Genomic DNA, 24,464 nt, shown 5'->3' on the forward strand with positions numbered 1-24,464 from the left:
AGGGCCCTCCTTGGGGTGCTTCGTAGATGCGCGCGAAACACCATCACGCGGCTGCTCAAAGGCGCTCAGCGAGACGGCGATCAAGCGGATAGGTGGTGGTCCGCAACCGCCTCAGGTGCACCGTGTCGTCGATGCGCACCAGGTAGTTCGTCCCCTCGGGGACCAAGACCGAGGGAACCTCGAGGACGGGGTTCAGGTCGCTCATATACCAGGCGTTCCCGAAGGTGCGCGTCGCGCTTACGTCGTCGAGGTTCTCCACCACGGAAGCCGGCGCCCGGGCCACGCCCGGTGCCTCGACGAGGAACTCGACGAGGGTGTAGCGGTGCAGGGCGTGCTCGATGTGGACGTAGAGCTCGAGTAGGGCAAGGGCTGGATGCTCGGCGGCGTAGACGATCCGCACGTCCGGCCGGGCGGTGTGCCAGCGCCCGCTGACGAACGAGGCCCCTTCGCCGGAGAGCGGATCGAAGTCCGCTCTCCGGGTGTAGGGCCGGTCGGGGTCGTAGGCGCGCCAGAGGCGCAGCTCAGTAGACCCCATAGACCCCCTGCTTCGCGGTTTCCAGAACTGCTTCGTACCCCCTCAGGCTCCGCAGCAGGTTCAGGGGCCGCTCGCGACCCAGCGCCAGGTTGGGGTAGAGAAGCCAGTTGCGCACGTCCTCTTCGTTTCCGAAGAGCTCGAGCAGATGCTCGTAGGCCCGCGGCAGGTACTCCGCCAGGGCAGCCACACCGGGGTCCACCTCCTGCGCTTTTAGGTAGCGGAAGTAGCTGCTCCGCGACAGCCCCAAGAACTTCGCCTGCTCCTCGCGGCTCATTCCCAGAGACGTCGCGACTTCGGCGAATCGCGGCAAGGGGTTGGCGGGGCGTGCCGGGCTGGAAAGTGCCATTATGAAACCTCCTAAGTATCAGGATAGCACACCCCTACGCTCCGAGCCTTGCTATCCACACTTAGAGTAGCCGCAGGCGTGGCAGGTCCAGCACCCTTCACTGCGCACCATGGGCTCGCCGCATTCGGGACAGGCGTGACCAGACTCCGCGGCTGCTCCGCCAGCGAGAACCACCGCAGGGGCAGGGGCCGGCTCGGGGGCGACGGTCTTCTTGGGTTCTGCGGCAGGCTCCTTTGCCCTTTCCTTCGTGGCGAGCTCCAGCGCCACCGCTATGAGATCGGCCTTGCTCGTCACGAAGCGCTTGGCGTAGCTCCCGTAGAGACCTCCGTTGATGCCCCGGAGCGTCTTGATGATCGCCTCGGGCGGCACCCCGTACTGAAGGGCGATGCTCACCACCCGGCCCAGGGCCTCGCTGTCGGCGTTGGTCTCGTCTCCGGCCTTGCCGGTGGTGATGATGACCTCGATGGGGTTGCCCTCGAAGTAGTTGACGGTCACCAAGTAACTGTGGGGGCGGCCGTCGCCGTTGGTGAGCTTCACCATGTCGGTGTGGCCGATCAGGCGGCTCGGGCGTTCGTATACGGGTACGGTGGGCTCCTCCGCCGGCAGCTCGGGCTCCTTGGGTGCGTCGTCGTCTTGCTTGGAGGTGGCGAGCACTTGCAAATCGCGGCTGCCGTCGCGGTAGACCGTGATCCCCTTGGCGCCGAGCTTCCAGGCCGTGCGGTAGACGGTAAGGACGTCTTCGACGGTCGCCTCGTTCGGAAGGTTGGTCGTCTTGGAGATCGCGTTGCCGACGAGCTGCTCGCTGGCGTCGAAAGCGCGTTGGACGGCGGCCTGCATGGCGACGTGGTCTTCCGGGGCCACATCGTGGGCGGTGACGAAGACGTCACGGATCGCTTGCGGCAAGAAGTCGAGTTGCTGCGGCGAACCGTGATGCTCCTGGAGAGCCGCCAGAACCGACTCCATGTTCCAACGTCCTTCGGGGGTGCGGTACCCCTCGGGGGGTTCGAACCCCTCGAGGAGGCGCGCGAACAGCGGGTGGACGAGGGGGACGTACTGCTCTCCGATGCGCCGCCAGACGAAGGCGGCGAAGATGGGCTCGATGCCGCTCGAGACGCCCGCAACCATGCTCACGGTGCCGGTCGGGGCGACGGTGAGGAGGGCCAGGTTGCGCCGCGGACGGATCCCCAGGGCCTCGAACTCCTTCTGGTGCTGCGCGTAGAGGGGGAAGACGCCACGCTCTTCGGCCAGGCGCTCGCTTTCGGCGAGGGCCTCGTCCCTGAGGATGCCGACGACGTGTTCCACGACCTCGCGCGCTTCGGGGTCGTCGTAACGGTACCCCATGAGGATGAGCATGTCGGCCAGGCCCATGACCCCGAGGCCCAGACGACGCGTGAGCGCCTGGGTTTCCTCGTTGTCCTTCACCGCATAGCGCGTGACGTCCAGGACGTTGTCGAGGAACCGCACGGCCAGACGCACGTCGCGGCGGAAGGCCGCTTCGTCGAAGGCGCCGTCCTTCACGTAGCTGGGCAGGATCATGGCCCCCAGATCGCACGCCTCGCCCTTGGCAAGGGGGATTTCACCGCAAGGGTTGGTCGCCGTGATGCGCCAGCGCTCATCCAGCACCTTCAGCGGGGACTTCTCGTTGATCCGGTCGATGAAGATCAGGCCGGGTTCCCCGGTAGCCCAGGCGTGCTCGGCGATCTGCTCGAGGATCCACGGACGGACGTCGGAAAGGGTGGGGAGCGAATCGTACTTCCCGGGGACCGGGTGGAGGTAGCCGGAGTCCACCGCGGGGCCGTCGAAGAGTTCGTTGTCGGCGAGCACGCTGATGTTGAAGGTGGCGATGTCGCCTTCGGCTTCCTCGCGGTCCAGGTCCTTGGCGGTGAGGAAGTCGAGCACGTCGGGGTGCTGCCACGAGAGGGTGGCCATCCCCGCGCCGCGGCGTGTGCCGCCCTGGCGCACGACCCGAAGGATCGGCGCGTAGACGTAGCGAAGGGTGGCCACCGGACCCGACTCGACCCCGCCGAGGCGCGCCCAGTAGAGGAAGTGGTCGAAGATCTCGCTGAGGAAGCTCACGGGGCCGCTGGCTGTACCGCCCGAACGCTTGACCGGCGCTCCTTCGGGGCGAAGCGCCGAGAAGTCGACGTAGACCTGCTCGCCGGCGAGGGCGCGACGCACCGCTTCGGTGGCGGCGTCGATGATGCCCCCCATGTCGTCCGGCACCTCGATCGCACCTTGCGGCAACGCTTCCCGGACGATCACGCCCTGCTCCCTGGCGAGGGCGCGCAGCTCGTCCGAGAGCTCGCCGTAGACGGCCCGCAGGAAGATGCGACCGGCGAAGACCCCGCGGTCGGGGCGGGCCGGGTCGGTGGGCGGGTAGTCGCCGCGGATGAAGCTCCGCACGTCGGGATGATCCGCCCGCATGAACGCAACGGGGTCCGGGAAGATGACCTGTACCCCACGGCGCGCGGGCGGCAGCGCGTCCAGGTTGACGCCGTTGCCGCCCCCGACCTTGGTGACCAGGGCGAGCTTGCGGGCGATCTCCATGACGCCCTCGAGGGAGCCCTCGGGGTGCTCGAGCGCTCCCTGGACGTGGCAGTTGAGCAGGTTGCCGTGACCGGTCCCGGCCCCCGCGAGGATCCGCCCTCCGGGCAGGAAGCGCTTCTCGGCCATCAGCTCGTAGAAGCGCTCCTCCCACACTTCTCGTTCCGGGCCTTCGGGGCGGGCGATCTCCCGCGCGACCCGCCTGAGGACGTCCTCGACCGAGTCTTCGCCGGGTTGGGCATACTGCCGTCGGACGATCGCTTGGGCGTGTTCGTCGAAGGGTGTAGGCATACTTCCTCCTTACGGGCGATGAGACGCCGTGGACTCATCCCCGAGGCTAGCGGTGGTGGTGCGGGGATTGGGCGGATTTCGCAGTTTGCTGCCGGAACGCGCGGGCTAGGTCCGAGAGGGCGGCCTGCCTTCGTCCAGGCGAGCGGACTCGGTGGCCACATGCCGCGCGAGCGCCGCAACGAGTTGCTCGAGGCGAGCGAGTAGCTCGCGTGCCTCGTGGCGCAGGTCGCTCGAATCTTTGTTTCCGGTCAGGAGGTCCAAGGCGTGCTGGAGGTCCCTCAGGCTCTCACAGAGGGGTTGGATGGAGCCGAGGTTGCCCCTGCGAGCCCGGTCCAGGACGTCCCGAGCCCGACGTACCTTGATCTTGGCTTGCGAGGCGAGAAGGTCTTCGAGTTCGCTTCGCTTCTTCTCGGCCACGGTTCGCTTTCCTTTCTCGGGGGTTCGGGGCGGGTCGCCGTCACCCGCGCGTAGGTTACGCAGGCGCCCGCTTCTCGAGGGCGGGTGGTCACGACACCGGTGAGATGTAGTGCGGGTTGATCATGGGGCCAATACGCATGGGCCGTTCCGCCCAGCCATCGAGCAGGGCCTCGACCTCGTCGCGCTCGGCGTACTGACCGAGTAGGATCGCGCGCCGATGGCCGAGTGGCGCGACCTCCACGGCGTAGAGCTCCCCGGTGCGCTCGATCCAGGACACGCGCCAGGGGGAAGGAGAACGGTCATCGAGCATGCGCCAGTGCACGCCGAAGTCGATTTCGCGACTGATCTTCCGGTCGGGGCGTTCGATGAAGGTGGTGTAGTCCAGAAGTTCGTAGTTCATGATGCCTTCGTGCAGGCGGGTGGATCGAAGAGCGGCGAGGCCTTGGCGGCGGTTCGGGGATTCGCCCTCAGAAAGGCCTCCGGCAGCGGGTAGTTGGCGACCAGGAGCTCCAGGCCCTGCCCGGAGCTTTGGGTGCGCAAGCCCCAGGGCACGTTCAGCGGGTAGTAGCGCACGCCATCACCAAGGATTCTACCCATTTCCTCGCGCAGCTCGGGGTCGTCGTAGGTCGAGAGCAGCCATCTCCCCTCGAGGTTCACGAGCGTCCGCCACAACTCTCGGTGGCCCTCGATCCCCCGCATCCCGACGCCGTAGCGCACCTGGTGGCCCGGGTACGGCGGGTCGACGTAGAAAACCGTGTCGGGGCCGTCGTAGCGCTCGAGGACCTCCTGCCAGGGCAGGGCTTCGATGAGGACGCCCTGGAGCCTTCGGTGCACCGGCGCGATGCGCTCTTCGAGGCTCGCCAAGGCCCCGATCAAGCGGTTGCCCCCACCCTTGTCGTTCACGGCGGTCTGGAAACGCGGCCGGCCCGCCTCCGCGCCCCACCCGCCCATGACCAGGTAGAAGAACCGGTAGGCGCGCTCGACCGGCGAGAGCTCGGCCGGGTCGAGCGCGGCCAGGCGCTCGTACTCGCTCCGCGCGACCAGGGCCCAGCGGAAGGCCCGCACGAAGGCCTCGGGTTCGTCGCGAACGACCTGGAAAAAGTTGACCAGCTCGCCGTCGAGGTCGTTGTAGACCTCGACGGAGCTCCTAGGTTTGGCCAGCAGCACCGAAGCGGCCCCTCCGAAGGGTTCGACGTAGGTGTGGTGGGAGGGAAGCGCCCGAACGATCAGGCCGGCAACGCGGCCCTTGCCCCCGGCCCAGCGCAGGGGGCTCTTGACGCGTGCAGTGCTGGGCGTCATGGATTCAGGCGGCTTGCCAGCGTTGGCCGCGGTATTCTTCGGCTTCGACCTGGACCGGAGGGGCGTCGGGCCACTCCACGCGCTGGATCTGCCGTGCGAGGTATTCCGCGGTGATGCGGGTGCGCGGGCGCGTTTCGAACGACGACCGGGGGCGGAACGAACCAGGCCCGAGGCGCTCGGCAACGACCCAGGTGCGCTTCATCCCGGGGAGGTAGCTCCCCTCGTTGATGATCGCGAACGTCTTGCCCCGGGCGGGCACGAGGACGCCGCCGCCGGGGTGGCTTCCGGCGTCGTTCAGCCGCCGGGCCGCAACCTCGAGGTCGGGAACGTGCCACAGGTGGTACATGCGAACCTCCTTTCGCTTGCGGGCGGTCAGCCCAAGTCTTCCCAGGGGGCGCCTTCGATCGGGTACCACTCGATCTCCTCGGGGACGTCTTCTTCTTCGTCCTCTACCGGCTCGCTGTAGAGGACGTAGATCGCGGTTTCTCCGGAGTCGGTATGCAGGGGGTTGAGCTCGCGGTCTTGCAGCTCGAGGTCGATGCGCCAGTGATCGCCTTCGGCGAGGGCGCGCTTTGCGGCCTCGAGGGCCTCCTCCAGGGTTTCGAACGAGCCGAGGATGGTCTCGTTGTCCACGCCGATGGCGTAGAAGCTGGGAAGCGTGTTGAGCTCGTCGAGGGCGATTTCGATGGGATCGCCGACCCCGGGGTGTTCCGCTTCGACCGTGTCCTTGTAGAGAAGTACGACGGGGGGCAGGGTGGGGGCGTGTTTCGCATGCACTTTGTACCTCCACGAAAAGACCCGGCGGTTGCTCCGCCGGGTCGCCAGGAAACTTTGGCTCGCTCAGGGCGAGCAGCCGAACCAGAGCCTTAGCTGCCACCGTCCGATGGTGCGCAGGTAGACGTAGCCCAGCGCGTAGCTGATCACCAACACTTCAGGCGGCCAGCCGACCTGAGCAGCGACCAGGGCAACGACGGCGGGAACGGCCGTCGGTTCTCCGGGCCAGGTGGGGCGGAACCGAGGCAGAGAGATGACCGGAAGAGGCTGGGCGAAGAGGGAGCCGGCCCAGGTTAGCGCTACGGTATAGGCCAGGGTAAGCCGCAGGGACGTGGCCAGGTCGCCGGGCACGAAGGGGAGCGAGAAGACGGCGGCCGCAAGCGCGGCGACCAGGAAGATGGCTTCGAGGTACTGCCAAACAAGGACGGCTCGAGGACAGCGGGGATCCGGTCGCCTGGAAGGCTTCATGACCCTACCGCGCTTTCGAGGTAGCGGTAGCCCTGCCCGTCGCACACCGGGCAGGTCTCCTCCTCCGGGGGCAACCAGGAGGGGTCGCGGTCGGGGTACTGGTCGTCGGCGATCCCCAGTTCGCTGGCGAGTTCCCGCAGGCGGGCGTATTCCTCTTCGCCTATGCCGCGAGTTGCTGCGGCTTCCCAGAAGCCCCAACGGTCGGCGACGACCCCTTCGCCGCGGCACTCCGAGCACGTAGTCCGGACGTAGCCCAGCTTTTCCAGCGCTTCCCGCGCTCGGCTGTTCGAAAGGTCGGCTTTCTTGAGAGCGGCTTCGTAAGCGTAGGGGTCGATCTGCCTGCGCAGCGTGGCGATCTCGCTCGCGCTCAGCGTGCGCGCGTACAGCACGTGCTCTTCGAACGAGCGCCACACCAGCGGTACCCGCGCCTTCACGAACTCGGCCACCGCGCGGGCGTACGCGCGTATCTCGGCCTGGGCGTGATGGTCGAGCCGCAGCTTGAGAAAGTGCAGCAGGTTGTGCAGGTCTTGCTTCCAGTAGAACTCGGTGTAGATGCCCACGGGCAGGACGCTGCGGGCCTGTTCGCGCGCCACCCCAAGCTCGAGCAGTTTCTGATAGTGGGCATAGGCTTCGCGCTCGGATTCGGCCAGCAGCCGGGCGGCTTTTTCGGCCGCTTCCGCCGGCAGCTCGCCTTCACCCACCTGTTTATTCAGCTCGCTTTGCGCCCGCAGCTCGCCGGGCTCGGGCTCGTAGAACTCGTCTTTCAGTACCGAATACCGCGCCGAGATCTCGTTGACGCTGGCGGTGCGGTGGCGGAACCACTGCCGGGTGACGAAGATGGGCGCCTTGACGTGAAAGGTGAACTCCACCATCTCGAAGGGGCTGGTGTGCCGGTGGCGCATCAGGTAGTCGATCAGGGCCGCGTCCTCGCGCACGGTCTTGGTGCCTTCGCCGTAGCTCACGCGCGCCGCCTGGACGATGCGTCGGTCGTCGCCCATCGCGTCCACCAGGCGCACGAAGCCCTTGTCGAGCACGGGTATCGTCTTGGTCATGAGGCCTCCTGGGTTCAGGATAGGGCGGCCGCCGCCTGCCATGGGTGCGCGACCACTCCTCCTCGCTACCCGTTTAACGGTAGCTCGCGAGGATCCAGCGGCTCGGAGCGGTAGACGGCGCCGCTCTCGCTTTCGTGGACTTCCAGAACCACGTCGCCGGTTTGCTGGACGACGACGTGAAAGGCGTCCACCTTCCCGACGGCAAGGGGCAGGTCTTCCGTAGAAGGAACGAGCGCGACGTCGCGCTCTTCCTCCATCAGGGGCTTCGCCCACTCGGCGGTGTCGAGGGGGTACAGGGCTGCTCCGTCTAGGCAGTGGACCAGGTTGCGGGACGCGGCTTCGACGAAGCCCCATTCCGCGAGCTCGCTGGCGTAGCTGGCCAGCGAGCCGAGTTCCTGGGCGAAGGACGGACCGGCGAGGACCACGCCGACCTCGCTTGCCTGTTCGTCGATTTCGTGGGCCACTCGGATGGCCAGAAAGTGGTGTTCCATGCTTCCTCCTTTGGTGCGGCTAACGGGTCGCTCCTTCGAGGTCCGGTGAAGCAAGGGGGACGGCGGTGCGGTACCCCCGTACGGAAACGGCCAGGACGCGGCCCTCGAGGTCGAGCTCGATTGCAACGTTCTGCAAGGGGCCGTCCTGGAAGCGGTAGACCCCGTCCCCACCGCACTCCATTTGGCTGAGCGCCCAGGGAAGGCCTCCGGGTTGGGAGAGAAGCGCGGTCCATTTGCCCACGAAGAAGTGCACGGTCTGGACGCTACTGCCGACGACCGACTTGGGAAGCTCGTCGAAGCTCGATGTGCGAAGTTCCTCGAGCGGCTCGGCCTCTTCCGGATGAGGGAGGCTTTCGACGAACTGCGCACCTGCCGGGAGCTCTTCGGGGCGCGGCAGCCGATCTACAGCTTTCTCGGCTTCCTTCAGGGCCCCCTCTAAGCTGTCCGCGGTGACCACGACCGCTTCTTCGATCGCGAGCTGGTAGTAGGTGGTGACCGGAATACGCCAGGTTTTCATCGGGCCTCCTCCGTGGGGAACCGGGCCAGAATTTCTTCCACGACCTCGTTCGGGACTTCGGCATAGAAGCGGCCGCTCCCGTACTTCGGATATCCGTAGAACTCGATGTTGACGCCCTCCGGGTGCTGTGGGCTGACGTCGAGCCAAAGGGCGTGCTCGGTGCGGAGTACCTCGAACGTGTTGCCGGGGTCGGGAAGCTCTCTCGTGGGGATGGCAAAGGGCTTTTGTTTTTCGAGTGCGGTGAGGATGGCTTCCGTCAAGTGCTCTGCACCGATGGCCTGGGTGAGGGGTTCCTCACCCCAGAGGAGCCCGGTTGCAGGGGCCACGTGGTTGGGGAGAAAGACGGCGCGGACAAGCTCCTGTTCGCGCAAGCAATTTTCGAGTGTCCGAGCTTTAGCGAATGCTTGAGCCAGGTCGGCATCCGGGTGGACGAGCAACCAGTAGTCTTCGGGGCCGTCCGAAGTCGTCAGAGTGGCCGGCAAAGCCAGCAGTTCTTCTTGCATGTCCGTCTCCTTTCTGGACCGTTGGGGGCTTGCGTACTTGCCATCAGGGCGGAAGGAGGTTCAGACGGGCCAGCAAGCGATCATGCTGGCCCGTCTCGTTTGTGAGCCGAGAGCTCGCAAACGCAGGCGGGATGCCTATCCAGCCAAGCAGGCTGACTTTCTTGCTTGTTCGTCTGCCCCGCCGACCTCACGCGGCCAGCGCCCATACCCCCCGCGCTAGCGGGCGGAAGTCGCCGTGGCGCTGAAGCACCTGGCGAACCTTGGCCTTCCAATGGGGATTGTTGCGCACCCTTTCCGGCGCCCCCTCCTCCAGGGTCCGGTAGAGGTCCGCCAGCGCGGCCTCTCCGCCGTGTTCGACCATGGCCTGGCGCACGAGCGCCCGCCAGGTTCCCTCGAGGCGGCGCTTCTGGGGGAAGGCCATCGCCCCGATGACCTGATAGGTGCTGCGGTCCTGCTTGCGCCACAGTAGGGCGTACTCGTGCATGATGCGCGGGTAGCGGAGCCGGTAATTGCGCGCGTTGGAGCTGACGTTGTGCTGGACCTTCACCAGCACGGCGGCGAGCTCGTCGGTGGGTAGGCGGGCGATGAGCTCCGCCTGGAAGCTGTAGTAACGTCCTTGCCGCCGCAGGTCGCCGATGAGCACGCCGTAGTGGCCGCCGGGCTTGGTCGCGGTGCGCTGGTTGAGCACGGCCTGGTGCAGCTTGTCTGCAAACTCCTCGACGCTGCCGGCGCGCGAGAGGTCGTCGGGGTGGGGCTCGTCGCCCCAGACCTCGCCCGAGTAAACGATCATGTCGTGGTAGGGCGGGTGGCTGAAGACCAGGTCGGCGGGCCGGCCGACGATCTCGAGGATGCTGTCGCGCAGGATGTTGAAGCCGCTGTGCAGGTCCAGGCCCACGGCTTCGATGCCCATCTCGCGGGCGACCTCGACGCTGGTGCCGCTGCCCACCATGGGGTCGACGAAGGTCTTAGGCCCCAGGGCCTCGAAGAGGTCCTTGTAAAAGTAGCCGCTGGCGTTGCCGCGCCAGCGGGGGTTGCCCCAGGGCCCGCGTTCGGGGTGGCTGCTGATGCTCGTTTCCAAGGTTCCTCCCTAGGCAGCTTCGCCAAGGTTGAACTTCAGCACGCCCCGTTTGAGGTAGGGGTCGTGGCTGGCCAGGACCAGGGGTTTAAGGAGCTCGTGTACGAGGGTGTCGTCTTCGGTCGCGATCGCCTCACTCCAGGGGTCCGTGAGCCCGTCGACGAAGCCGGGCTCGTTTTCGGCCCGCTCGTCGATCACCCGGTCGAGCCTCACCGTCGTCCCATCCCGGCGCTCGACCTCGATGGCCTCGAGGGAGTAGTCGGGGTAGAGCGCTTCGCCGTAGTCCAGGATCTCGTACTCGTAGCGGATGCGCGCGCGCACCGCGTCCGGAACGTAGCTCCGAACGAAATCCATGAACTCCTGCCTTTCCTGTTCCACTTCGTTTTTCATGGCATTTCTCCTTTCGCTCACTCGTCGCTTCCTCGCAACCACACGAGCCCCTCGAAGTGGTCGAAGCCGGCGTCCCTTAGGGCCTCGACGATGACGTCGACGGCTTTCTGGGGCACGCCCTCGAGGTTCGTAGCGACGTCGCTGCCTTCGAGGTTGTGCTCCCCGGTTTCGTGGTCGTAGTCGTAGAGAACATGGGTGAAGAGGCTGTCGCAGCAGGCCGATTCCTCGCTCCAGCGAGCCCGGGGCTCCTTCTCGAGCCAGACGCGGAAGTCAGGGTCCTTGAAGAGCTCGGGGGCGTCGACGGCCACGAACACCCCTACGTACGCGTGTTTCGCCATGGTTCCTCCTTGGGTCTAGTCAAAGAAGTCGTCGCACTCCCCGAACGCACTCTGCGCCCCGTCGCAAGCCTCCTCCCAGGGGGCGCCCTCGATCGGGTACCACTCGATTTCTTCGGGGAAGTCTTCCCCGGAGTCGTAGGCGTCGGCCGGCCCCGCCTCGAGGGAGGGGCCGTCGTCGCGGGCCCCGAAGAGCCGCGTGCGGAGACGCGAAAACAGATCGAGCCAAAACCTGCTCGGGTTCATGGATGCCCTCCTTTGCTGGCCGGGTCAGCGCGTGGCCCGGGCCACCCCTGCGGATGGAGCGAAGGCCACGACCTCGGCGGTGCAGCGGCCGATGGCCAGGGCCTCTTCCCTGCTCGGTCGCCAGACGTCGACCTGCTGTCGCTTGCGCGGGTGCATCCGATCCTGCACCTCGAGGACCCGCCCCACGAGCGCCTGGGCCTCGGGGCCGCAGCCGGGCCCGGTGACGCGGGTGACGACGACCTTGCTCCCGAAACGCAGCCCCTGCTGCTCGAGGTCGCGGCTCACGGCGACGATGCCGTCGCGCACCCGCTGGCCCGACGCGGTGACGAAGGGGGTGCTGTCGGTTTGGTCGGGGGTGCTCGAGTAGGCGGTCAAGGTGAGCTCGAGGACGAGCGCGCGCTCGGGCAGGCCCGTCGGGGTGACGACCGGTACGGGAACGGGGCGTTCGACGACGACGGTTTCGATCTCGGGTGGCCGGCTCCAAGCAAGCAGCAAGAAGACCAGGACACCCAGGGAAAACGACAGCAAGTGTTTCTTCATGGGCATTCTCCCTTAGCGCTCTACGGGCGCGACGGCCAGCAGGTAGCTTTCGTAAGCGTCTCCTTTGCGTACGTTGGCCACGGTCAACGCCAGGCGTTCGGGTTCGATCTCCGTGAGGCCCGCTTCGGCGAGTCGCTCGAGCACCGCATTCTGGAGGTCTTCGTAGACCTCCTGGGTCAGCCGGGCCGGGGTCAGCGCGACGGTGAGAACTACCGTGGGCCTTCCGGGAATCTCGGCTTCGAGCAAGATGCGGGCGTGGTCGGGGTTGTTGGCGGAGTAGTCGCGGCGGGCGGCCACGATTCGATGCGTTCCTGCGCCCTCCTTCTTGAGGACGGCGCCGCTGAACTGCTCCATGGCTCCTCCTGTGCGTCTTGGGGGTGTGGGATTGGTGGATGGGGATGGTGCTCGGTTCTATCCTCGAGAATCCGCCCCACCGCTCACAAGCCTCTCGAGCAACGCGCGTCGCTCCTGCTCGAGCTGGTCCAGGTCGATGCCCAGGAACTCGGCGACGAGCTCCGAGTGCGGCCGGTGGGCGGGGTGGAGGTGCTCGTCGTTGCGCCAGACCGCGAGCTGGATACCCCGCTCGCGCAACCACTCGAGGAACGCCCCGAGGGTTTCCCGCTCGCATTCGGTCTCGCTGAAGCGCTCGAGCATGGAAGTGGAGGCGTCGTCAGGCCGCGGCATCTTCGCTTTCCTCCTCGAGGATCCCGAACCCCCGTAGCCGAGCCTTCATCTGCTCGAGGGTGGGGTCTTGTACGGGCTGCGCTTTGGCGAGGGCGTGTTCGATGGCCCGGGCCAGCCAGTCGAGGCGGTCTGCGAACGACCCCTCGAGCTCTCGTTCGTACCAGTCGCGCAGAGCTCGTTGCAGGCTGTCTGCCACATCCCGCAAAGGGTCGTCCCCATCGCGGTCGTTGAACTCGACGTGGAACGCGGCTTCGGCTTTCTCCAGCCAGTCCGCGTCGATTGCTTCGGCCAGATCGGCAGCGTTGAGTTCCCCGGTGGCATCCGCGAAGCCGTCGAGGTCCCCGGTCACGAGGAAGAGGAGCAAGGTTCGGTACCTCGCATGCCCGGCTTTCTTGAGGAGCCCCATCAGGTCCCGGGTCACGCTCGGCTCGTAGGCCTCCTCGAGCAGGCCTTTCGCGGCGGCGTAGCGGGCGGCCTCGTAGTAGAGCTCTGAGGCGGCCGCGGCGACCGGATCCGGAAGCACCTCTTCGATTTCCGCGAGGGCCCGCTTGCTGAAGGTGCCGCTGACGCGCCCCTTGAGGTAGTTGCGGTAGCCGAACGGCTCCACGCTGTACTCCGTCAATTCGAAGCCCTGCCGCTTGAGTTCCCCCATGAGGTCGTCGAACCACAGGCTGGCGCTGTCGTTGAGCGACCGTCCGTAGTCGTGCTCGAGGGTTTCGTCGGGAAAGGCGTCGAAGCCCTCCTCCGACCAGCGGAGCAGGAAGCGGCCGAGCTCCTTCAGCGAATCCTCTTCAGGAAGCCGGGTGAGGAGTTGCGCCAAATGCCCAAGGGCCTTTTTGTTGAAGCTCAGGCCCAGGCGTTGCGGTGGGCGTTCGACCTCCTCGAGGGCTTCCCGCACCGCTTCCCGGTAAGCCCGGTAGGGTTCCGCCAGCGCCGCGCGGTCGGCTATGGCGAAGAGCTGCTCAGACGGCTCCGGTCGGCTTGGGTCGAAGGTCAGGTAGAAGGGGTTCTCCGTAGAAGCGGAGAACCCCAGCTGGGCCAGGACTTCGGCGTTGCTCATGCTGCCTCCCGCTGGCTCAGGTCGTCCGGGAAGAGGATCGAACCGAAGCGCCGGCGCCCGAACCCCGGAATCGGCCTCCTTGTATGCAACAGCAACGCCGCTCGGTCGAAGCGTTCGCGCCGCAGCGCTGCGAACACGTCGGCGTCGAGCCGCTCGCCGGCCTCGCTGCGGCTGTCTTTGGCCAGGTACTCGAGGGTGCTCTTCGCCCATTCGAGGGTTGCCTGCTCGATTCGTTCGGACTCATGCCTCAGCTCGAGCACGACCTCGAAGCCGCGGGGGAAGCGCAGCCAGGCGTAGCTCACGTCGAAGAGCTCCCGCACCGGGATCACGTAGCCGAACTCGATCTCGAGCATCTCCAGCGCCGGCTCCCAATCCGCAAGCTCGCCGTCGCTGCCTACCTCGATCGACTTGCCCGAGTGCCACCACCAAAGGGCGTAGGCGGCCATGACGGCCAGGTCGTAAGGTTCCCGGCCCGTCTTCGTGAAGTAGAAGCGCTCGCTCTCTCCCGGGAAAGGGTCGGTCGGGCCGAGGTAGCAGGTTTCGGCGGCCTGCGAACCCACACCGTTGAACGCGATCTCGGCGTCGCCGAACTCCGGCCGCCCGCGGCCCAGGGGACCAGCGAGCGGCGGCAGCACGCGGTCGCGGTGGAGCCGGCGCAGGTCCCGGGCCACCAGGGGGATCGCCCCAAGGGCCTTCGGGTAGTGCTTTTCCTTGATCCTGACGCTGTGGCTGTAGCCCATGTCATGCCCTCCTTTCGCGCTAGTCGAGCGCGATCGTTTCGATCCACCCGGGCGGGCGGCCGTAAATTCCTTGGGTAAGTACGGTCATCACCCGCTCCCCCCGCTCGGGGCCCCGAGGCCAGCCGGTGCCGCCGTCGGTGAGCACCACGATCGAGCGATAACCCGCCTCGAGTGCGGCTCGGATGCCGGCCCCCATGTCCGTGGCGCCGCCGCCGCGAAGCTCGAGCCGCCTCAGACTGCGCAAGCGGCCCTGGGCGGTGACCGCGGCGTCCACGGCGAAGTAGTGGACGTCGTCTGCGGCGCGCAGGATCCCCTTCACCTCGGCAAGTACCTGGTCGAAGTCCTCCTGACCCATGGAGGCGGAAGTGTCGATGACCAAGGCCAGCCGGGGCTTCCTCGCCTCGGTGCGCGGCAGGAGCAGCCGGCCGCGATTGCGCAGCCGCTGGAAGGTGTAGTCGTCGGCTCCCCCGCTGCTGCGCCCGACCTCGTTCTGCACCCACCGGCGCAGCCGCGTGCGCCAGTCGACCTGCGGCGGGGCAAGGATCCGCTCGGCCCAGGCGACGAGCGCCTTGTGTGAGAAGGGACCGTACCCCGACTGGAAGCTGTTTTGGTACTCTCGGGCGCTTTCCTCGATCAGAACGTCCACGAGGGGGTTGAGCAGCCCGGGGTGTTCGGGGTCGTCCGGGGCGAGCTCCCAGGGCCTGGCCTGGCCGTCGGCGGCTGAGCTCGAAGAGCCGGGGCCCATGGGGAGGCCCCCCTCTTCGCCTTCGTCCGTCCCGTGCTCTTCCTGGGCAGACCCGTCCGCTTCCTGGGGCGCGTCGGGACGTTTCAGAAGGGCGTAGTATTCCTCGGCGACGCCCTCCGGCGGAAGGCCGATTTGGCTGGGCAGGTAGGCTCCCGCGGGCAGGCGGAAGGTGCGCTGGGCGATGGGATTGACCTCCAGGTCCGCCGCCAGGTTCCAGTGGTAGGCGTCCCCCGGTCCGACCCCGGCCTCGGCGGCGCGGTCGAAGTGCCTCAAGGCCAGGTGAAGGACCTCGTGGAGGACGACGCCGGCGCGTTCTTCCTCCTCGAGGGCGGCGAAGGACTCGGGGTTGTAGTAGAGGCGGCCGTGCTGGTCCACCGCGAGGACGGGGACCTTGGTGGTGGCCACCACGGGCATGTGCAGTACCAGCCGAGAGAAGAAGGGCAAGGCTTCTAGCACGCGCCAGCGCGCTTCTTCTACGAGGGGGTCGGGCATCTCGGTCCTCCTCTCAGGCCGCCCTGGCCCCGAGGACGTTCTGGCTCACCGACTCCAGGAAAGCGACTTCTTCGTCTCCGAGAGCCCGGGCGCAGGCGTCCTCAACCTCGTTCTCGAGCGCGGCCTTGGTGATCTGTTGCGCGGTGGCAAGGGCCACCGCCCGATGCCCGGCTGCGTCCACGCGCCGGAGGTAGGCGATCAGACGGGCGTAAAGCTGCTGGGCGTCGTCGCGGCCCCCCTCGAGGGCTTCGGCCACCCGCTTCACCAGGGTTTCAGCGAGGCGCGCCAGGACGTCGCTGCGGCTGGGGATGGCCGCGCCAGCCGGATCGGCAAGGACCTGGTCAGGGGGGATGTCGTTTTGCGCCTTGTACTCCTGGTACCAGGCCACGAAGGTCGTCGCCGCGGCCTTGCCCACGAGCCCCTTGCCGGCCGAGTAAAGCCCCTCTTCGGGAAAGCGCTCCTCGAGGACCTCCTCCAGCGCCCGGGCGAACTTGTCCCAGGTGCGGGCGCTCGGCCAGGCGAGTTCGCCGGCGTGCGTGGGGAAGTCGTGGAAGTGTTGCGGGTGGGCATCCAGGAAGTGCGCGACGATGCGGTGGGCTTCGCCCTGTTCCTCGGCCCAGGCGCGCCAGGCCTGAAAGTCGGGGCGGACCTCGACGTGCAGGAACCGGTTGGCTAGGGCCGCGGAGAGCTCCCACAGACCATCGACGCGGTCCGGCGGGTTGGCCGCGGCGAGGAGGATCACCCCTTCGGGCAGCGGCACGTCCCCTACGACCCGTTCGTTGAAGATGCCCAGGGCGGTGTCCTGGACCGTGGGCGCGGCGGTGGTGAGCTCGTCGAAGAAGACGACGGCGCGCCGACCCTGCTTGGCGGCCTCGAGGACCCGCGCCAGCCAGGCGGGAACGGCGCGTTCGGCGCGGCGCGCGCCCTCGGTGGCGACGTAGATGCCGGCCACCTCGGTGGGGTCGTGCTGCGAGAGCACCAGCCGTTCGAGGTGGTAGCCCTTCGCCTTCGCCCACTGCTCGATGCGGGCGGTCTTCCCCACGCCGGGGTCACCCCAGAAGAAGGGGACGATGCCGGTGCGGTCGGCCAGTTCCAAGTAGTCCTCCAGTTTCATGGTTCTCCTTTCCCGTGCGGCGCTTCGCTCGAAGATGCGCCCGCATGCAAGAAGCCGCCCCGGGCCGGTCGTGTGACCGCGCACCCGGGGCACGTCGTGGTGTAATGGACCCAATATGCCAGCGGTCGACCTTCAAGAGGCCCTAGAGCGGTTCGCCGAGGGGATGCGCTCGGCCTACTCGGTCGCGGGCGCGGCCGGCGATCCGGAAGACCAGCTCAAGCCCCTGATCAAAGACCTCCTCGAGGCCCACCCCGGGGTCAGCGCCCAAACCGAGATCCGCATCGACGAGGGCCGCCCCGACGTGGGCGTGTACCTGAACGGCGCCCTGGTCGGCTTCATCGAGCTCAAGGAGCCCGGCAAGAGCATCGCCCCTTCGAGCTTCCGGGGGCACGATCGGCGGCAGTGGAACAGGTTTCGGAACCTGCCGAACCTCATCTACACGAACGGCCGGGACTGGATCCTCTACCGCAAGGGGAAGGCTGAGCGCCGGGCCTCCCTCGCGGCCGACCCGCTCGAGGCCGGCTCGGAAGCCGTCGACGAGCGCGTCACGCAGGAGATCGAGGCCCTCTTCGCCGACTTCCTCAGCTGGAGCCCGATCGTTCCCTCGCGCCCGCGGGAGCTCGCGGACTTGCTCGCGGACCTGACGCGGATCGTCCGCCAGCGTGTCGCCGATGCCGTGATCGTCTCCGATTCGGGAATCAGGGAGCTTTGGGAGACGTGGCAGAACACCCTCTTCCCCGAGGCGAACGAGAAGCGCTTCGCCGACGCCTATGCCCAGACGCTCACCTTCGCCCTTCTGCTGGCCCGAATCGAGGGCGCCGCCGAGCTCCACGACCCGCGCCGCGCCGCGGACGCCCTGCGGGACCACCACGGGCTGCTCGGCTCGGTGCTCGAGGTCCTCGCCTACCCGGGGTCGAGGGCTTACGAAGAGGTTCGCGTCGAGTACGAGCTGCTCGCGCGCGTCCTCGAGGCCCTGGACCCGGCGGCTTTACGCAACGGCGGGACGCACGGGCGCGATCCCTGGCTCTATTTCTACGAGGACTTCCTGGCGGCCTACGACCCCAAGATGCGCAAGGACTACGGGGTCTACTACACCCCCGTGGAGGTGGTGGGCGCGATGGTGCGCCTCACCCACGACGCCTTGCGGCGCATGGGCAAGCCCGCGGGGCTGGCGGACGAGGGCGTCCTGGTCCTCGATCCGGCCGCGGGGACCGGAACCTTTCCGCTCGCCACCTTCGACCTGGCCCTCGAAGAGGCTCGGTCCCGGTTCGGGGAAGGCATCGTGCCCGCAAAGGCTGCGGAGCTCGCCCAGAGGCTGTTCGCCTTCGAGATCCTGATCGGCCCCTACGCGGTGGCGCACCTGCGGCTGCAACGCGCCTACCTGGAAGAGGGGGCGGAAGGAAAGCCCCAGGTCTACCTCACCGACACACTGGAGGCGCCCGAGCTGCGGCCGCTGGCCCACCTGGGGGTTCTTGAGAAGCCCCTGGTGAAGGAGCACGAGGAAGCCATGGCGGTCAAGCGGGACGCCCCGGTGCTGGTCGTCATCGGAAACCCCCCGTACGACCGCCACAGTGCTGATGATCCCAAGGGGGGTTGGGTCCGCTTCGGTTTCGGAGCCACGTCAGAGCAGGCCCGCAGGCAAGCTCGGGAAAAGCTCTTCGGCCCCTACGCCGAGCGGCGTCTGCTGGACGATTTCATCGATCCCGTGCGGGAAGCCGGCGCGAGCGTTCACCTCAAGAACGTCTACAACCTCTACGTCTACTTCTGGCGCTGGGCCCTGTGGAAGGTCTTCGAGTCGCCGGGCGCCCCCGGGCCCGGCATCGTGACCTTCATCACCGCCAGCTCCTACCTGCGCGGGCCCGGCTTCGCCGGCATGCGCAAGTTCATGCGCGAGGTCTTCGACGACCTCTGGATCCTCGACCTGGGGGGCGACAACCGCGCGCCCTCCTGGGCCCGTGACGACGAGAACGTTTTCAACATCGAAACCCCGGTGGCGATCGCGGTGGGGGTCCGCTACGCGCGCGAGAAAGCCCGCGCCCGTGCTCGGGTTCGCTACGTGCGCCTGCGGGGTCCCCGCGAGGCCAAGCTCAAGCGGCTGGCTGCGCTTTCGAACCTCGACGACCTGCCCTGGAAGGACGCCCCCGAAGCCCCCGATGCCCCCTTCGTGCCGGGCGCATCCGGCGACTACCTGTCGTTTCTTCCTCTGCGTGACCTCTTTCCCTGGCAGTACTCGGGTGTGGAGTTCAAGCGCACGTGGCCCATCGCCCCCGATCCGGAAGTTCTGAGGGCGCGCTGGAGAAGGCTTCTCGAAGCCTCGCTGGACGAGCGGCAAAGGTTGTTCAAAGAAACGGATGACCGGACGGTTTTCTCGGAGGTAGATGACCCCGTTACCGGTAAATCGCTAGATCCGATAGGCGAGCTGTCACCTTCGTTTCCCCCGACTGAACCGGTTCGATACGGCTTCCGGAGCCTGGACCGGCAGTGGGCCCTGCTCGACCCTCGCTTGGCCAGTCGCCTTCGGCCGCCCCTCGTCGCGAGCCACGGCCCGGGGCAGCTCTACCTCACGACGTTGATGAGCATACCCCTGGGGGCGGGTCCTGCGATCATGGCGACGGCGCTCATCCCCGACAGGCATTACTTTTCGGGTAGAGGCGGCAAAGACGTCCTTCCCCTTTTCCGTGACCCCGCCGGTGAACGACCCAACCTGGCCCCGGCGCTGCTTTCGTCCCTGAAAGACGAGTTGGGTTTTGACGTCTTGCCGGGGGACTTCGCCGCCTACGTCTACGGCCTGCTTTCCAACCCGGCCTACACCGCCGCTTTTCACGAAGAGCTCGAGGCGGAGCCCGGCCCCCGGGTGCCGGTGACGAAGGACCCGCGCCTCTTCGAGCGGGCGGTCGCCCTCGGACGGGAACTCCTCTGGCTGCACACCTACGGGGAGCGCTACGCCGACGGGCGCACCTGGCCGCCCCCCTTGCGTGCGAAGGTGGTGCAGGCCATCCCCCACACCGAGGAGGGCTATCCCGAGGACTTCTCCTACGACCCCGAAACACAGACGCTTCGCGTCGGCGAAGGCGCCGTCGCCCCGGTTTCCAGAGCCGCCTGGGACTACGAGATCTCGGGCTGGAAGCCGTTGCGGCGCTGGCTCAAGTACCGGATGAAGAAGCCTGCGGGCAAGTCCTCGAGCGCACTCGATGCCATCGTTCCCAGCCGTTGGCCCGCCCGTTTCACGGAGGAGCTGCTCGAGCTCATCGAGGTCCTCGAGCGAACGGTCGAGATCAACCGCGAGCAGGCGCCCTTACTCGAGGAGGTGCTCGCCTCCCCACTCTTCACCCCTGATGAGCTCGGTCTGGACGAGATCCCGGAGGAGCTGCGGCAGCCGCCAAAATTCAAGGTGGACGACGAGCAAAAGCCCCTTTTTGACTAGGCCGTCGCTTCACCGATCACGTTCCTGACTTCACCGGCAACCGGTACACGGGGGCGTTCGCGGGCAACCTGCGCGGGCTGAAGCGCCACACCTCGATGGGAAGGTCCCACCAGAACTCCTCGAGGACGGCCTGCACGGACATGCGGTCCAGCCGTCCGAGCCCAACCCCGGGGAAGTTCACCCCGATGCGCAGGCCTGGATTCCGCGAGGTGAAGACCGCGAGCTTCTGCGCGGCCAGGGCGATCAGGTCGATGCTGGCGCGCCCTCTGTAGTGGAACTTGGTCTGGAAGGCCCCGAGGCCCAGCTCCCGGTCCACCAGCAGCCCGTAGACGTAGGCCCCGTAGCGTTCGTCGTAGGCGCCCTCCTCCCGCGCGAGCCGGCCGAAGACGGCCGGCGCGGTGGGGTCGAGCTGCTTCGCCATCTTGGCCGCGCCCGCGCCCATCACGAGCTCCCCGTTGCGCTTCACCACCCCGTTGGCCGTGAAGAGCCGCAGGTCGGGGGCGTCCTTCAGGTTGGGGTCAAACAGGTTCCCACTCTTCAAGATCATGGTTACCTCCTCTGGTTCGGCGGGCCCGGCGCCCCGAGCCCCGCCTGGCCGGCGGACCTCAGTGCGCCCGGCGCCGGACGCGGTAGCCGTACACCGCCTCCTCGTCCTCGGGGTCGTAGAGGTCGATGCGTTCGCTCCCTGCCTCGTCGAAGACCATCTCCACGCCGAGGCCCAGACGCTCGGCCAGGCGCTCGGCCAGCTCCTCGAGGCACGGCTCGCAGAGGTCCTCCAGGCCGGGGTCGTCGACGCAGTACACGAAGCCTCGTTCTCCCTTGGGCATGCCCACCTCCTTTCTCGGATCGCCGCGACCATGAAAAAATCGGCCCCGAAGGGCCGCTTGCTCGATGGACGAAGGGGTGGGGCTATCCGCCTTGGTTCCTGGCCACCCCCCGGGTCACGCCGAAGACCTTCTCCTCGAGCCTGCGGCGAACCTCCTCGTAGCGGCGCCTAGGCTCCGCCTCCTCGCACTGCCCCAGCACGATGCAGCGCTCGAGCTCCCTTTCGAGCTCCCCGAGCTCCTGCACCGCATCGCCGAGCAGCGCGTCCTGGGTGGCGTAGTGCTCCCACTTGCCGGGCTCGCGGTAGCGATGGATCGTCGCCATCGCCTCCCTGACCCCCCGCCAGGTCTCCTCCGCGGCCCGGGCCAGCTCTCGCACCTCGTCCAACAAACCCACGAGCTCCATGACCTCACGCTAGCGCACCCCAGGCCCCCACCCCGGCGCTCATGACCCAAACCATACACACCCCCCCAACTACCCTCACCACCACCCCCAAACCCCCTCTCCCCTCCCCTCCCCAACCCGCTTTCGCGCACGCGCTCGCGCCCGCGCAAGCCTCCGCGAAAGCGGCGAGGGTGGGGAAGGGGGGAGGTTGGGGTGGGTGGGGGGTGTGGGGTAGGGGGAGGGGTGGGTATGGGTTAAGCGGGGTGCTAGCATGGTTGGGATGGCTCGGATCAAGGCGGTGGCGTCGTGGCTCGTCGGCCTGGCCGGGGCCCTGGTCCTCTCCGGTCTCCTCGCCTACCTCGTCTACGGGGTGCTCCTGCGCTTCGGCCTCGAGCCGGATCGGGCGGCCAGCTTCGCGGCCCCCACCTGGCCGGGCTTCGTGGTCGCCCTCTTCACCGTGGCCTTGTGGCGCTCCACCCAGGCCCAGGCGGAGGCCACCCGGGCGATGCAGGAGCTCCAGGCGCGCATGGCCGCGGCGGACCTCGCACCGCTCCTGGGCGTCCGGGTGGTGAAGGAGTTCGACGATGCGCTCGGGCGGCAAAGCTCGTGGATCGAGGTCTCCAACCTGGGCAAGTACGGCGTCCTCTTGCTATCGGCCTACTTTCTGGAGTCGTGCACCACGAAGGTGCCAACAAGGAAGCCCTTGGAGGAGCTGGGCAGGCGAAGCGACTTCCCCGCAGCCATACCCAGCGGCGCAACCGTGCGGATCCTCAGGTTGGATCCCGTCGACGGGGTTCTCAAGGAGGGGCAAACGGAAGAGCTGGGCTGCCTCGTCCTCTCGTTGCTCTACGGGAGCGAGGACCTCGTGCGCTGCTACGACGCGACGAGGGTCGTGGATGCGGTAATCCGAATCGTCTACGAAAGGCCCGATTCGCGGGAGCACGTCTCGTTGTTCGAGCCCCCCAAGGATTTCCCATACGAAAAGGCTCGATACGGAGAAGTCGAGGAAACGATCGTCGTTCCCGCCACCGTACTGAAGGAGCGCCCCTGCCCGCGCTGGGTAGCCCGGGCCCTGGATGCCGCCGAGGGCGCGTAGCGGCCCGGTCGCGGCGCCTTCCCGGGGCCGGTCAGGCGGCCCGCGGCCTGCGGGCGACGAAGTCGGGCCAAGCGGCCGCGAGTTCCCCGGGGGCGAGGCGCTCCAGGGGGAGGACGAGGTCGGCGGCGCCTTCGCGCTCGAAGCGCACCCACCCCCCTTCGAGGACCTCGAAGCGCAGGGCGCCGGGCCCGGGGAGGGCCTTCCCTTCCAGGTGGAAGCGCAGCGGCCAGGGCTCCGCGCCGGAGCCGGGGGCGTTGGCGTAGGCGGGGACGGAGAGGTAGCGTTCCCCCAGGCCGCGGGCGACCAGGCGGTTCAGGCGGGGGAAGAGCAGCCAGTCGACCTGGTGCTGGGGGGCGAAGATGGGGCGGCGCAGGGCGTCGGCGACCTCGGCGGGGACGAGGACGACGGCGAGGGCTTCACCGGGGTTCGGCATGGGACCTCCTTTCGTAGGCGTCAGGCGGCCTCGCGCTCCGGGGCCGCATGGGCCTCGCGCACGAGTTCGGGGAAGAGCGGTATACGCTTCGGGGCCGCGGCCAGGGCGGCCCGGGCGGCCTGCACGACCTCCTCCGGGAGCTGGCCCGCGTGGCGCACGGCCAGCTCGGCGAGGGCGGCGTTCGCCCGCACCCGCCGGGCCAGGATCCGGGCGACCTTGGGCTCCGAGAAGAGCCCTTCGAAGTAGCGGCTTTCCAGCAGGCCGGGGTCGGCCGCGGCCATGAGCAGGAAGAGGGCCGCGCGCCCGGCGCGGCCCGCGGGGGTCTTGGGATAGGGCTGGAGCATGGCCGGCTAGACGCGCAGCGGCACCACGACGGCGAGGTAGCCGTCCAGCGCCTCGGCGTCGCGCACCGCCAGCGGCGTGGTCGGGCCGGTGAGGTCGAGGCGCGCCCGGCGCGCCACCGGGCCGAGGGCGTCCTCCAGGTAGCTGGCGTTGAGGGCCGTGGTCAGGGGCTCGCCCTGGTAGTCGATCCCCTCCAGGACCTCCTCGCCGCGGCCGTAGTCGCCCTCGCTCACCAGCCGCACCCGGCCCTCCTCGAAGGTGAGGTCGACGCGGTGGTTGGTGGCGTCACTCATCACCGTGGTGCGCCGGAGGGCCTCGCGGAAGGGGCGGACGTCGAACTCGGCCACGAAGGGGGCCTCGGCGGGGATCACCCGGGCGTACTCGGGGTAGGTCCCGTCGAGGAGGGCGGTGGCGTAGCGCACCCCCTCGGCGTGGAGGGCGAGGCGGCCGGGGCGGTGGTGGAGCTGGACCACCCCCTCCACCCCCCGGAGGACCCGCAGCAGCTCCACCACCGAGGCCTTCGGGACGACCAGCGCCAGCGGCTCGGGGGCGGCGCCGTCGCCGTCCTCGGGAACGGGGAAGGTGCGGTGCACCGCGGCCCCTTCGGGCAGGGGGCGGTCGACGAGCGCCAGGCGGAAGCCGTCGGAGGCCACCCCGCGCAGCCGCTCGGGGTGGACTTCGAGCTGGACGCCGGTGAAGACGGCGCGGTAGTTCTCGTTGGAGGTGGCGTAGGCCACCGGCTCCAGCAGCGCGGCCAGCTCGGCCGCGGGGAGGCTCGCCAGCGGGTCCCCGCCGAAGTCGAGGGGGAGCTCCAGGTCCCCGGCGGAGAGGTGCAGGCGGGTGGCGAAGCGGCCGGCCTCCAGGGTGAGCGTCTCCCCTTCCAGCGTCAGGGTCACGGTCCCGGCGCCCAGCGAGCGCACCACCTGGGTCAGCGGCGCCGCCGGCACTAGCCGGGTGGGGCCGGGAGGGGCCTCGGCGGGGAGGACGAGCTCCAGGTCCTGGGCGCCGTTCGTGCCGGCGAGGACCAGCGCCCCCTCGGCGGGGGTGAGGGCGACGCTGAGGTAGGCGGGCTCGCTGCTGCGGGCGGGCAGGACGCGCGCCAGCCGGTCGAGGGCCCCCTTGAGGGCCTTCGTCTCCACGGTGATCGTGACGGCGTCGGCGGCGTCGGCGGCGTCGGCAGTCTGGGGTTCGGGGGCGGTTTCCTGCGGGCGTCTCAGCGTGGCTTCCATGCGGTCTCCTTCCTGCCCCACACGGGGGCTTCGTGCGAAGGACGCGCCCATTCGGAGGGGCGTCCGGGGTAGG

The 24,464-nt window shown here is 68.2% G+C and carries 31 protein-coding genes and 1 pseudogene; 2 read left to right on the plus strand and 30 right to left on the minus strand.

The genetic code is table 11. The features are described 5' to 3' along the window. Positions 1–55 precede the first annotated feature (55 nt). The 24 genes and pseudogenes from OCEPR_RS11405 to OCEPR_RS11520 all read right to left on the minus strand — a co-directional run bounded on the left by OCEPR_RS11405 (position 56) and on the right by OCEPR_RS11520 (position 16,658). Positions 56–535 carry an RES family NAD+ phosphorylase gene (locus tag OCEPR_RS11405; RefSeq protein ID WP_013449693.1) on the minus strand — a complete coding sequence of 160 codons (480 nt, stop codon included), beginning with the start codon at positions 533–535 and terminating at the stop codon, positions 56–58. Then, a complete protein-coding gene (locus tag OCEPR_RS11410; protein WP_013449694.1) occupies positions 522–881 on the minus strand; it encodes an antitoxin Xre/MbcA/ParS toxin-binding domain-containing protein in 360 nt (119 codons plus the stop codon). Before OCEPR_RS11410 ends, OCEPR_RS11405 begins: the two co-directional genes overlap by 14 nt. 51 nt (positions 882–932) lie before the next feature. Continuing rightward, positions 933–3,716, minus strand: a complete 2,784-nt coding sequence (locus OCEPR_RS11415; protein WP_013449695.1) for an adenosylcobalamin-dependent ribonucleoside-diphosphate reductase — start codon at positions 3,714–3,716, stop codon at positions 933–935. 105 nt (positions 3,717–3,821) lie between these two features. Further along, positions 3,822–4,133 (minus strand): hypothetical protein, encoded by a 312-nt coding sequence (locus OCEPR_RS11420; protein WP_041554934.1) that lies wholly within the window; start codon positions 4,131–4,133, stop codon positions 3,822–3,824. 88 nt (positions 4,134–4,221) lie between these two features. Further along, positions 4,222–4,533, minus strand: coding sequence for a hypothetical protein (locus OCEPR_RS11425; protein WP_013449696.1), 312 nt, complete (start codon positions 4,531–4,533; stop codon positions 4,222–4,224). Beyond that, entirely contained in the window at positions 4,530–5,432 is a 903-nt protein-coding gene (locus tag OCEPR_RS11430; protein ID WP_013449697.1) for a DNA adenine methylase, read from the minus strand. The genes OCEPR_RS11425 and OCEPR_RS11430 overlap by 4 nt, the downstream gene beginning before the upstream one ends. Positions 5,433–5,436: 4 nt before the next feature. Further along, positions 5,437–5,778, minus strand: coding sequence for a hypothetical protein (locus OCEPR_RS11435; protein ID WP_013449698.1), 342 nt, complete (start codon positions 5,776–5,778; stop codon positions 5,437–5,439). Positions 5,779–5,804: 26 nt separating this feature from the next. Then, positions 5,805–6,209, minus strand: coding sequence for a hypothetical protein (locus OCEPR_RS11440; RefSeq protein WP_013449699.1), 405 nt, complete (start codon positions 6,207–6,209; stop codon positions 5,805–5,807). A gap of 63 nt (positions 6,210–6,272) precedes the next feature. Further along, positions 6,273–6,674 carry a hypothetical protein gene (locus OCEPR_RS11445; RefSeq protein WP_013449700.1) on the minus strand — a complete coding sequence of 134 codons (402 nt, stop codon included), beginning with the start codon at positions 6,672–6,674 and terminating at the stop codon, positions 6,273–6,275. Positions 6,675–6,928: 254 nt separating this feature from the next. Next, positions 6,929–7,726, minus strand: a pseudogene (thyX, locus tag OCEPR_RS11450) (FAD-dependent thymidylate synthase); the annotation flags it as partial. Positions 7,727–7,791: 65 nt separating this feature from the next. Further along, a complete protein-coding gene (locus OCEPR_RS11455; protein ID WP_013449702.1) occupies positions 7,792–8,217 on the minus strand; it encodes a hypothetical protein in 426 nt (141 codons plus the stop codon). 19 nt (positions 8,218–8,236) lie between these two features. Then, on the minus strand, positions 8,237–8,734 hold the full coding sequence (locus OCEPR_RS11460; RefSeq protein WP_013449703.1) for a hypothetical protein: 498 nt from the start codon (positions 8,732–8,734) through the stop codon (positions 8,237–8,239). Further along, complete coding sequence (locus OCEPR_RS11465; RefSeq protein ID WP_013449704.1) at positions 8,731–9,237, minus strand: hypothetical protein; 507 nt, start codon at positions 9,235–9,237, stop codon at positions 8,731–8,733. Before OCEPR_RS11465 ends, OCEPR_RS11460 begins: the two co-directional genes overlap by 4 nt. A 187-nt stretch (positions 9,238–9,424) precedes the next feature. Continuing rightward, positions 9,425–10,315: a TRM11 family methyltransferase gene (locus OCEPR_RS11470; protein ID WP_013449705.1), complete on the minus strand. Its 891-nt coding sequence runs from the start codon at positions 10,313–10,315 to the stop codon at positions 9,425–9,427. A 9-nt stretch (positions 10,316–10,324) separates the two neighbouring features. Further along, entirely contained in the window at positions 10,325–10,702 is a 378-nt protein-coding gene (locus OCEPR_RS11475) for a hypothetical protein (protein WP_013449706.1), read from the minus strand. Positions 10,703–10,719: 17 nt separating this feature from the next. Further along, positions 10,720–11,040: a hypothetical protein gene (locus OCEPR_RS11480; RefSeq protein ID WP_013449707.1), complete on the minus strand. Its 321-nt coding sequence runs from the start codon at positions 11,038–11,040 to the stop codon at positions 10,720–10,722. A 15-nt stretch (positions 11,041–11,055) separates the two neighbouring features. Continuing rightward, a complete protein-coding gene (locus OCEPR_RS11485; protein ID WP_013449708.1) occupies positions 11,056–11,283 on the minus strand; it encodes a hypothetical protein in 228 nt (75 codons plus the stop codon). Positions 11,284–11,307: 24 nt separating this feature from the next. After that, complete coding sequence (locus OCEPR_RS11490; protein ID WP_013449709.1) at positions 11,308–11,823, minus strand: RlpA-like double-psi beta-barrel domain-containing protein; 516 nt, start codon at positions 11,821–11,823, stop codon at positions 11,308–11,310. Positions 11,824–11,835: 12 nt separating this feature from the next. After that, the gene (locus tag OCEPR_RS11495) at positions 11,836–12,177 is read right to left on the minus strand and encodes a hypothetical protein (RefSeq protein ID WP_013449710.1); all 342 of its coding nucleotides are present in this window, start codon (positions 12,175–12,177) and stop codon (positions 11,836–11,838) included. Between the two features lie 57 nt (positions 12,178–12,234). Beyond that, entirely contained in the window at positions 12,235–12,507 is a 273-nt protein-coding gene (locus tag OCEPR_RS13075) for a hypothetical protein (protein ID WP_013449711.1), read from the minus strand. Continuing rightward, positions 12,494–13,567 carry a hypothetical protein gene (locus OCEPR_RS11505; RefSeq protein ID WP_013449712.1) on the minus strand — a complete coding sequence of 358 codons (1,074 nt, stop codon included), beginning with the start codon at positions 13,565–13,567 and terminating at the stop codon, positions 12,494–12,496. The genes OCEPR_RS13075 and OCEPR_RS11505 overlap by 14 nt, the downstream gene beginning before the upstream one ends. Further along, a complete protein-coding gene (locus OCEPR_RS11510; RefSeq protein ID WP_013449713.1) occupies positions 13,564–14,307 on the minus strand; it encodes a hypothetical protein in 744 nt (247 codons plus the stop codon). Before OCEPR_RS11510 ends, OCEPR_RS11505 begins: the two co-directional genes overlap by 4 nt. A 19-nt stretch (positions 14,308–14,326) precedes the next feature. Further along, complete coding sequence (locus OCEPR_RS11515; RefSeq protein ID WP_013449714.1) at positions 14,327–15,544, minus strand: vWA domain-containing protein; 1,218 nt, start codon at positions 15,542–15,544, stop codon at positions 14,327–14,329. Between the two features lie 13 nt (positions 15,545–15,557). Further along, entirely contained in the window at positions 15,558–16,658 is a 1,101-nt protein-coding gene (locus tag OCEPR_RS11520; protein ID WP_013449715.1) for an AAA family ATPase, read from the minus strand. A gap of 115 nt (positions 16,659–16,773) precedes the next feature. Here OCEPR_RS11520 and OCEPR_RS11525 point away from each other — a divergent pair, with 115 nt between their 5' ends. Beyond that, positions 16,774–20,082, plus strand: a complete 3,309-nt coding sequence (locus tag OCEPR_RS11525; protein ID WP_013449716.1) for a type ISP restriction/modification enzyme — start codon at positions 16,774–16,776, stop codon at positions 20,080–20,082. Positions 20,083–20,098: 16 nt separating this feature from the next. Here the strand turns inward: OCEPR_RS11525 and OCEPR_RS11530 are convergent, their stop codons facing one another. The 3 genes from OCEPR_RS11530 to OCEPR_RS11540 all read right to left on the minus strand — a co-directional run bounded on the left by OCEPR_RS11530 (position 20,099) and on the right by OCEPR_RS11540 (position 21,312). Continuing rightward, positions 20,099–20,629: a hypothetical protein gene (locus OCEPR_RS11530; RefSeq protein WP_013449717.1), complete on the minus strand. Its 531-nt coding sequence runs from the start codon at positions 20,627–20,629 to the stop codon at positions 20,099–20,101. A gap of 58 nt (positions 20,630–20,687) precedes the next feature. Further along, positions 20,688–20,909 (minus strand): hypothetical protein, encoded by a 222-nt coding sequence (locus OCEPR_RS11535; RefSeq protein ID WP_013449718.1) that lies wholly within the window; start codon positions 20,907–20,909, stop codon positions 20,688–20,690. A gap of 82 nt (positions 20,910–20,991) precedes the next feature. Beyond that, positions 20,992–21,312: a hypothetical protein gene (locus tag OCEPR_RS11540; protein ID WP_013449719.1), complete on the minus strand. Its 321-nt coding sequence runs from the start codon at positions 21,310–21,312 to the stop codon at positions 20,992–20,994. Positions 21,313–21,571: 259 nt separating this feature from the next. Here OCEPR_RS11540 and OCEPR_RS11545 point away from each other — a divergent pair, with 259 nt between their 5' ends. Next, positions 21,572–22,387 carry a hypothetical protein gene (locus OCEPR_RS11545; RefSeq protein WP_041554935.1) on the plus strand — a complete coding sequence of 272 codons (816 nt, stop codon included), beginning with the start codon at positions 21,572–21,574 and terminating at the stop codon, positions 22,385–22,387. Positions 22,388–22,418: 31 nt separating this feature from the next. Here OCEPR_RS11545 and OCEPR_RS11550 read toward each other — a convergent pair whose 3' ends face one another. From OCEPR_RS11550 to dnaN, 3 genes are read right to left on the minus strand one after another with little or no spacing between them, the layout of a single operon-like run. Continuing rightward, a complete protein-coding gene (locus OCEPR_RS11550; RefSeq protein WP_013449721.1) occupies positions 22,419–22,820 on the minus strand; it encodes a hypothetical protein in 402 nt (133 codons plus the stop codon). A gap of 20 nt (positions 22,821–22,840) precedes the next feature. Beyond that, complete coding sequence (locus OCEPR_RS11555) at positions 22,841–23,164, minus strand: hypothetical protein (RefSeq protein WP_013449722.1); 324 nt, start codon at positions 23,162–23,164, stop codon at positions 22,841–22,843. Positions 23,165–23,170: 6 nt separating this feature from the next. Further along, complete coding sequence (dnaN, locus tag OCEPR_RS11560) at positions 23,171–24,391, minus strand: DNA polymerase III subunit beta (protein WP_013449723.1); 1,221 nt, start codon at positions 24,389–24,391, stop codon at positions 23,171–23,173. Between the last annotated feature and the right edge of the window lie 73 nt (positions 24,392–24,464).

Origin of the sequence: Oceanithermus profundus DSM 14977, from assembly GCF_000183745.1 — a bacterium.
Lineage (GTDB): Bacteria > Deinococcota > Deinococci > Deinococcales > Marinithermaceae > Oceanithermus > Oceanithermus profundus.

Coding starts and splice junctions, on each gene's coding strand:
- OCEPR_RS11405 (WP_013449693.1), bottom strand. CDS start 535: ATGGGGTCTACTGAGCTGCGCCTCTGGCGCGCCTACGACCCCGACCGG.
- OCEPR_RS11410 (WP_013449694.1), bottom strand. CDS start 881: ATGGCACTTTCCAGCCCGGCACGCCCCGCCAACCCCTTGCCGCGATTC.
- OCEPR_RS11415 (WP_013449695.1), bottom strand. CDS start 3,716: ATGCCTACACCCTTCGACGAACACGCCCAAGCGATCGTCCGACGGCAG.
- OCEPR_RS11425 (WP_013449696.1), bottom strand. CDS start 4,533: ATGAACTACGAACTTCTGGACTACACCACCTTCATCGAACGCCCCGAC.
- OCEPR_RS11430 (WP_013449697.1), bottom strand. CDS start 5,432: ATGACGCCCAGCACTGCACGCGTCAAGAGCCCCCTGCGCTGGGCCGGG.
- OCEPR_RS11435 (WP_013449698.1), bottom strand. CDS start 5,778: ATGTACCACCTGTGGCACGTTCCCGACCTCGAGGTTGCGGCCCGGCGG.
- OCEPR_RS11445 (WP_013449700.1), bottom strand. CDS start 6,674: ATGAAGCCTTCCAGGCGACCGGATCCCCGCTGTCCTCGAGCCGTCCTT.
- OCEPR_RS11455 (WP_013449702.1), bottom strand. CDS start 8,217: ATGGAACACCACTTTCTGGCCATCCGAGTGGCCCACGAAATCGACGAA.
- OCEPR_RS11460 (WP_013449703.1), bottom strand. CDS start 8,734: ATGAAAACCTGGCGTATTCCGGTCACCACCTACTACCAGCTCGCGATC.
- OCEPR_RS11465 (WP_013449704.1), bottom strand. CDS start 9,237: ATGCAAGAAGAACTGCTGGCTTTGCCGGCCACTCTGACGACTTCGGAC.
- OCEPR_RS11475 (WP_013449706.1), bottom strand. CDS start 10,702: ATGAAAAACGAAGTGGAACAGGAAAGGCAGGAGTTCATGGATTTCGTT.
- OCEPR_RS11480 (WP_013449707.1), bottom strand. CDS start 11,040: ATGGCGAAACACGCGTACGTAGGGGTGTTCGTGGCCGTCGACGCCCCC.
- OCEPR_RS11485 (WP_013449708.1), bottom strand. CDS start 11,283: ATGAACCCGAGCAGGTTTTGGCTCGATCTGTTTTCGCGTCTCCGCACG.
- OCEPR_RS11490 (WP_013449709.1), bottom strand. CDS start 11,823: ATGAAGAAACACTTGCTGTCGTTTTCCCTGGGTGTCCTGGTCTTCTTG.
- OCEPR_RS11495 (WP_013449710.1), bottom strand. CDS start 12,177: ATGGAGCAGTTCAGCGGCGCCGTCCTCAAGAAGGAGGGCGCAGGAACG.
- OCEPR_RS13075 (WP_013449711.1), bottom strand. CDS start 12,507: ATGCCGCGGCCTGACGACGCCTCCACTTCCATGCTCGAGCGCTTCAGC.
- OCEPR_RS11505 (WP_013449712.1), bottom strand. CDS start 13,567: ATGAGCAACGCCGAAGTCCTGGCCCAGCTGGGGTTCTCCGCTTCTACG.
- OCEPR_RS11510 (WP_013449713.1), bottom strand. CDS start 14,307: ATGGGCTACAGCCACAGCGTCAGGATCAAGGAAAAGCACTACCCGAAG.
- OCEPR_RS11515 (WP_013449714.1), bottom strand. CDS start 15,544: ATGCCCGACCCCCTCGTAGAAGAAGCGCGCTGGCGCGTGCTAGAAGCC.
- OCEPR_RS11520 (WP_013449715.1), bottom strand. CDS start 16,658: ATGAAACTGGAGGACTACTTGGAACTGGCCGACCGCACCGGCATCGTC.
- OCEPR_RS11525 (WP_013449716.1), top strand. CDS start 16,774: ATGCCAGCGGTCGACCTTCAAGAGGCCCTAGAGCGGTTCGCCGAGGGG.
- OCEPR_RS11530 (WP_013449717.1), bottom strand. CDS start 20,629: ATGATCTTGAAGAGTGGGAACCTGTTTGACCCCAACCTGAAGGACGCC.
- OCEPR_RS11535 (WP_013449718.1), bottom strand. CDS start 20,909: ATGCCCAAGGGAGAACGAGGCTTCGTGTACTGCGTCGACGACCCCGGC.
- OCEPR_RS11540 (WP_013449719.1), bottom strand. CDS start 21,312: ATGGAGCTCGTGGGTTTGTTGGACGAGGTGCGAGAGCTGGCCCGGGCC.
- OCEPR_RS11545 (WP_041554935.1), top strand. CDS start 21,572: ATGGCTCGGATCAAGGCGGTGGCGTCGTGGCTCGTCGGCCTGGCCGGG.
- OCEPR_RS11550 (WP_013449721.1), bottom strand. CDS start 22,820: ATGCCGAACCCCGGTGAAGCCCTCGCCGTCGTCCTCGTCCCCGCCGAG.
- OCEPR_RS11555 (WP_013449722.1), bottom strand. CDS start 23,164: ATGCTCCAGCCCTATCCCAAGACCCCCGCGGGCCGCGCCGGGCGCGCG.
- dnaN (WP_013449723.1), bottom strand. CDS start 24,391: ATGGAAGCCACGCTGAGACGCCCGCAGGAAACCGCCCCCGAACCCCAG.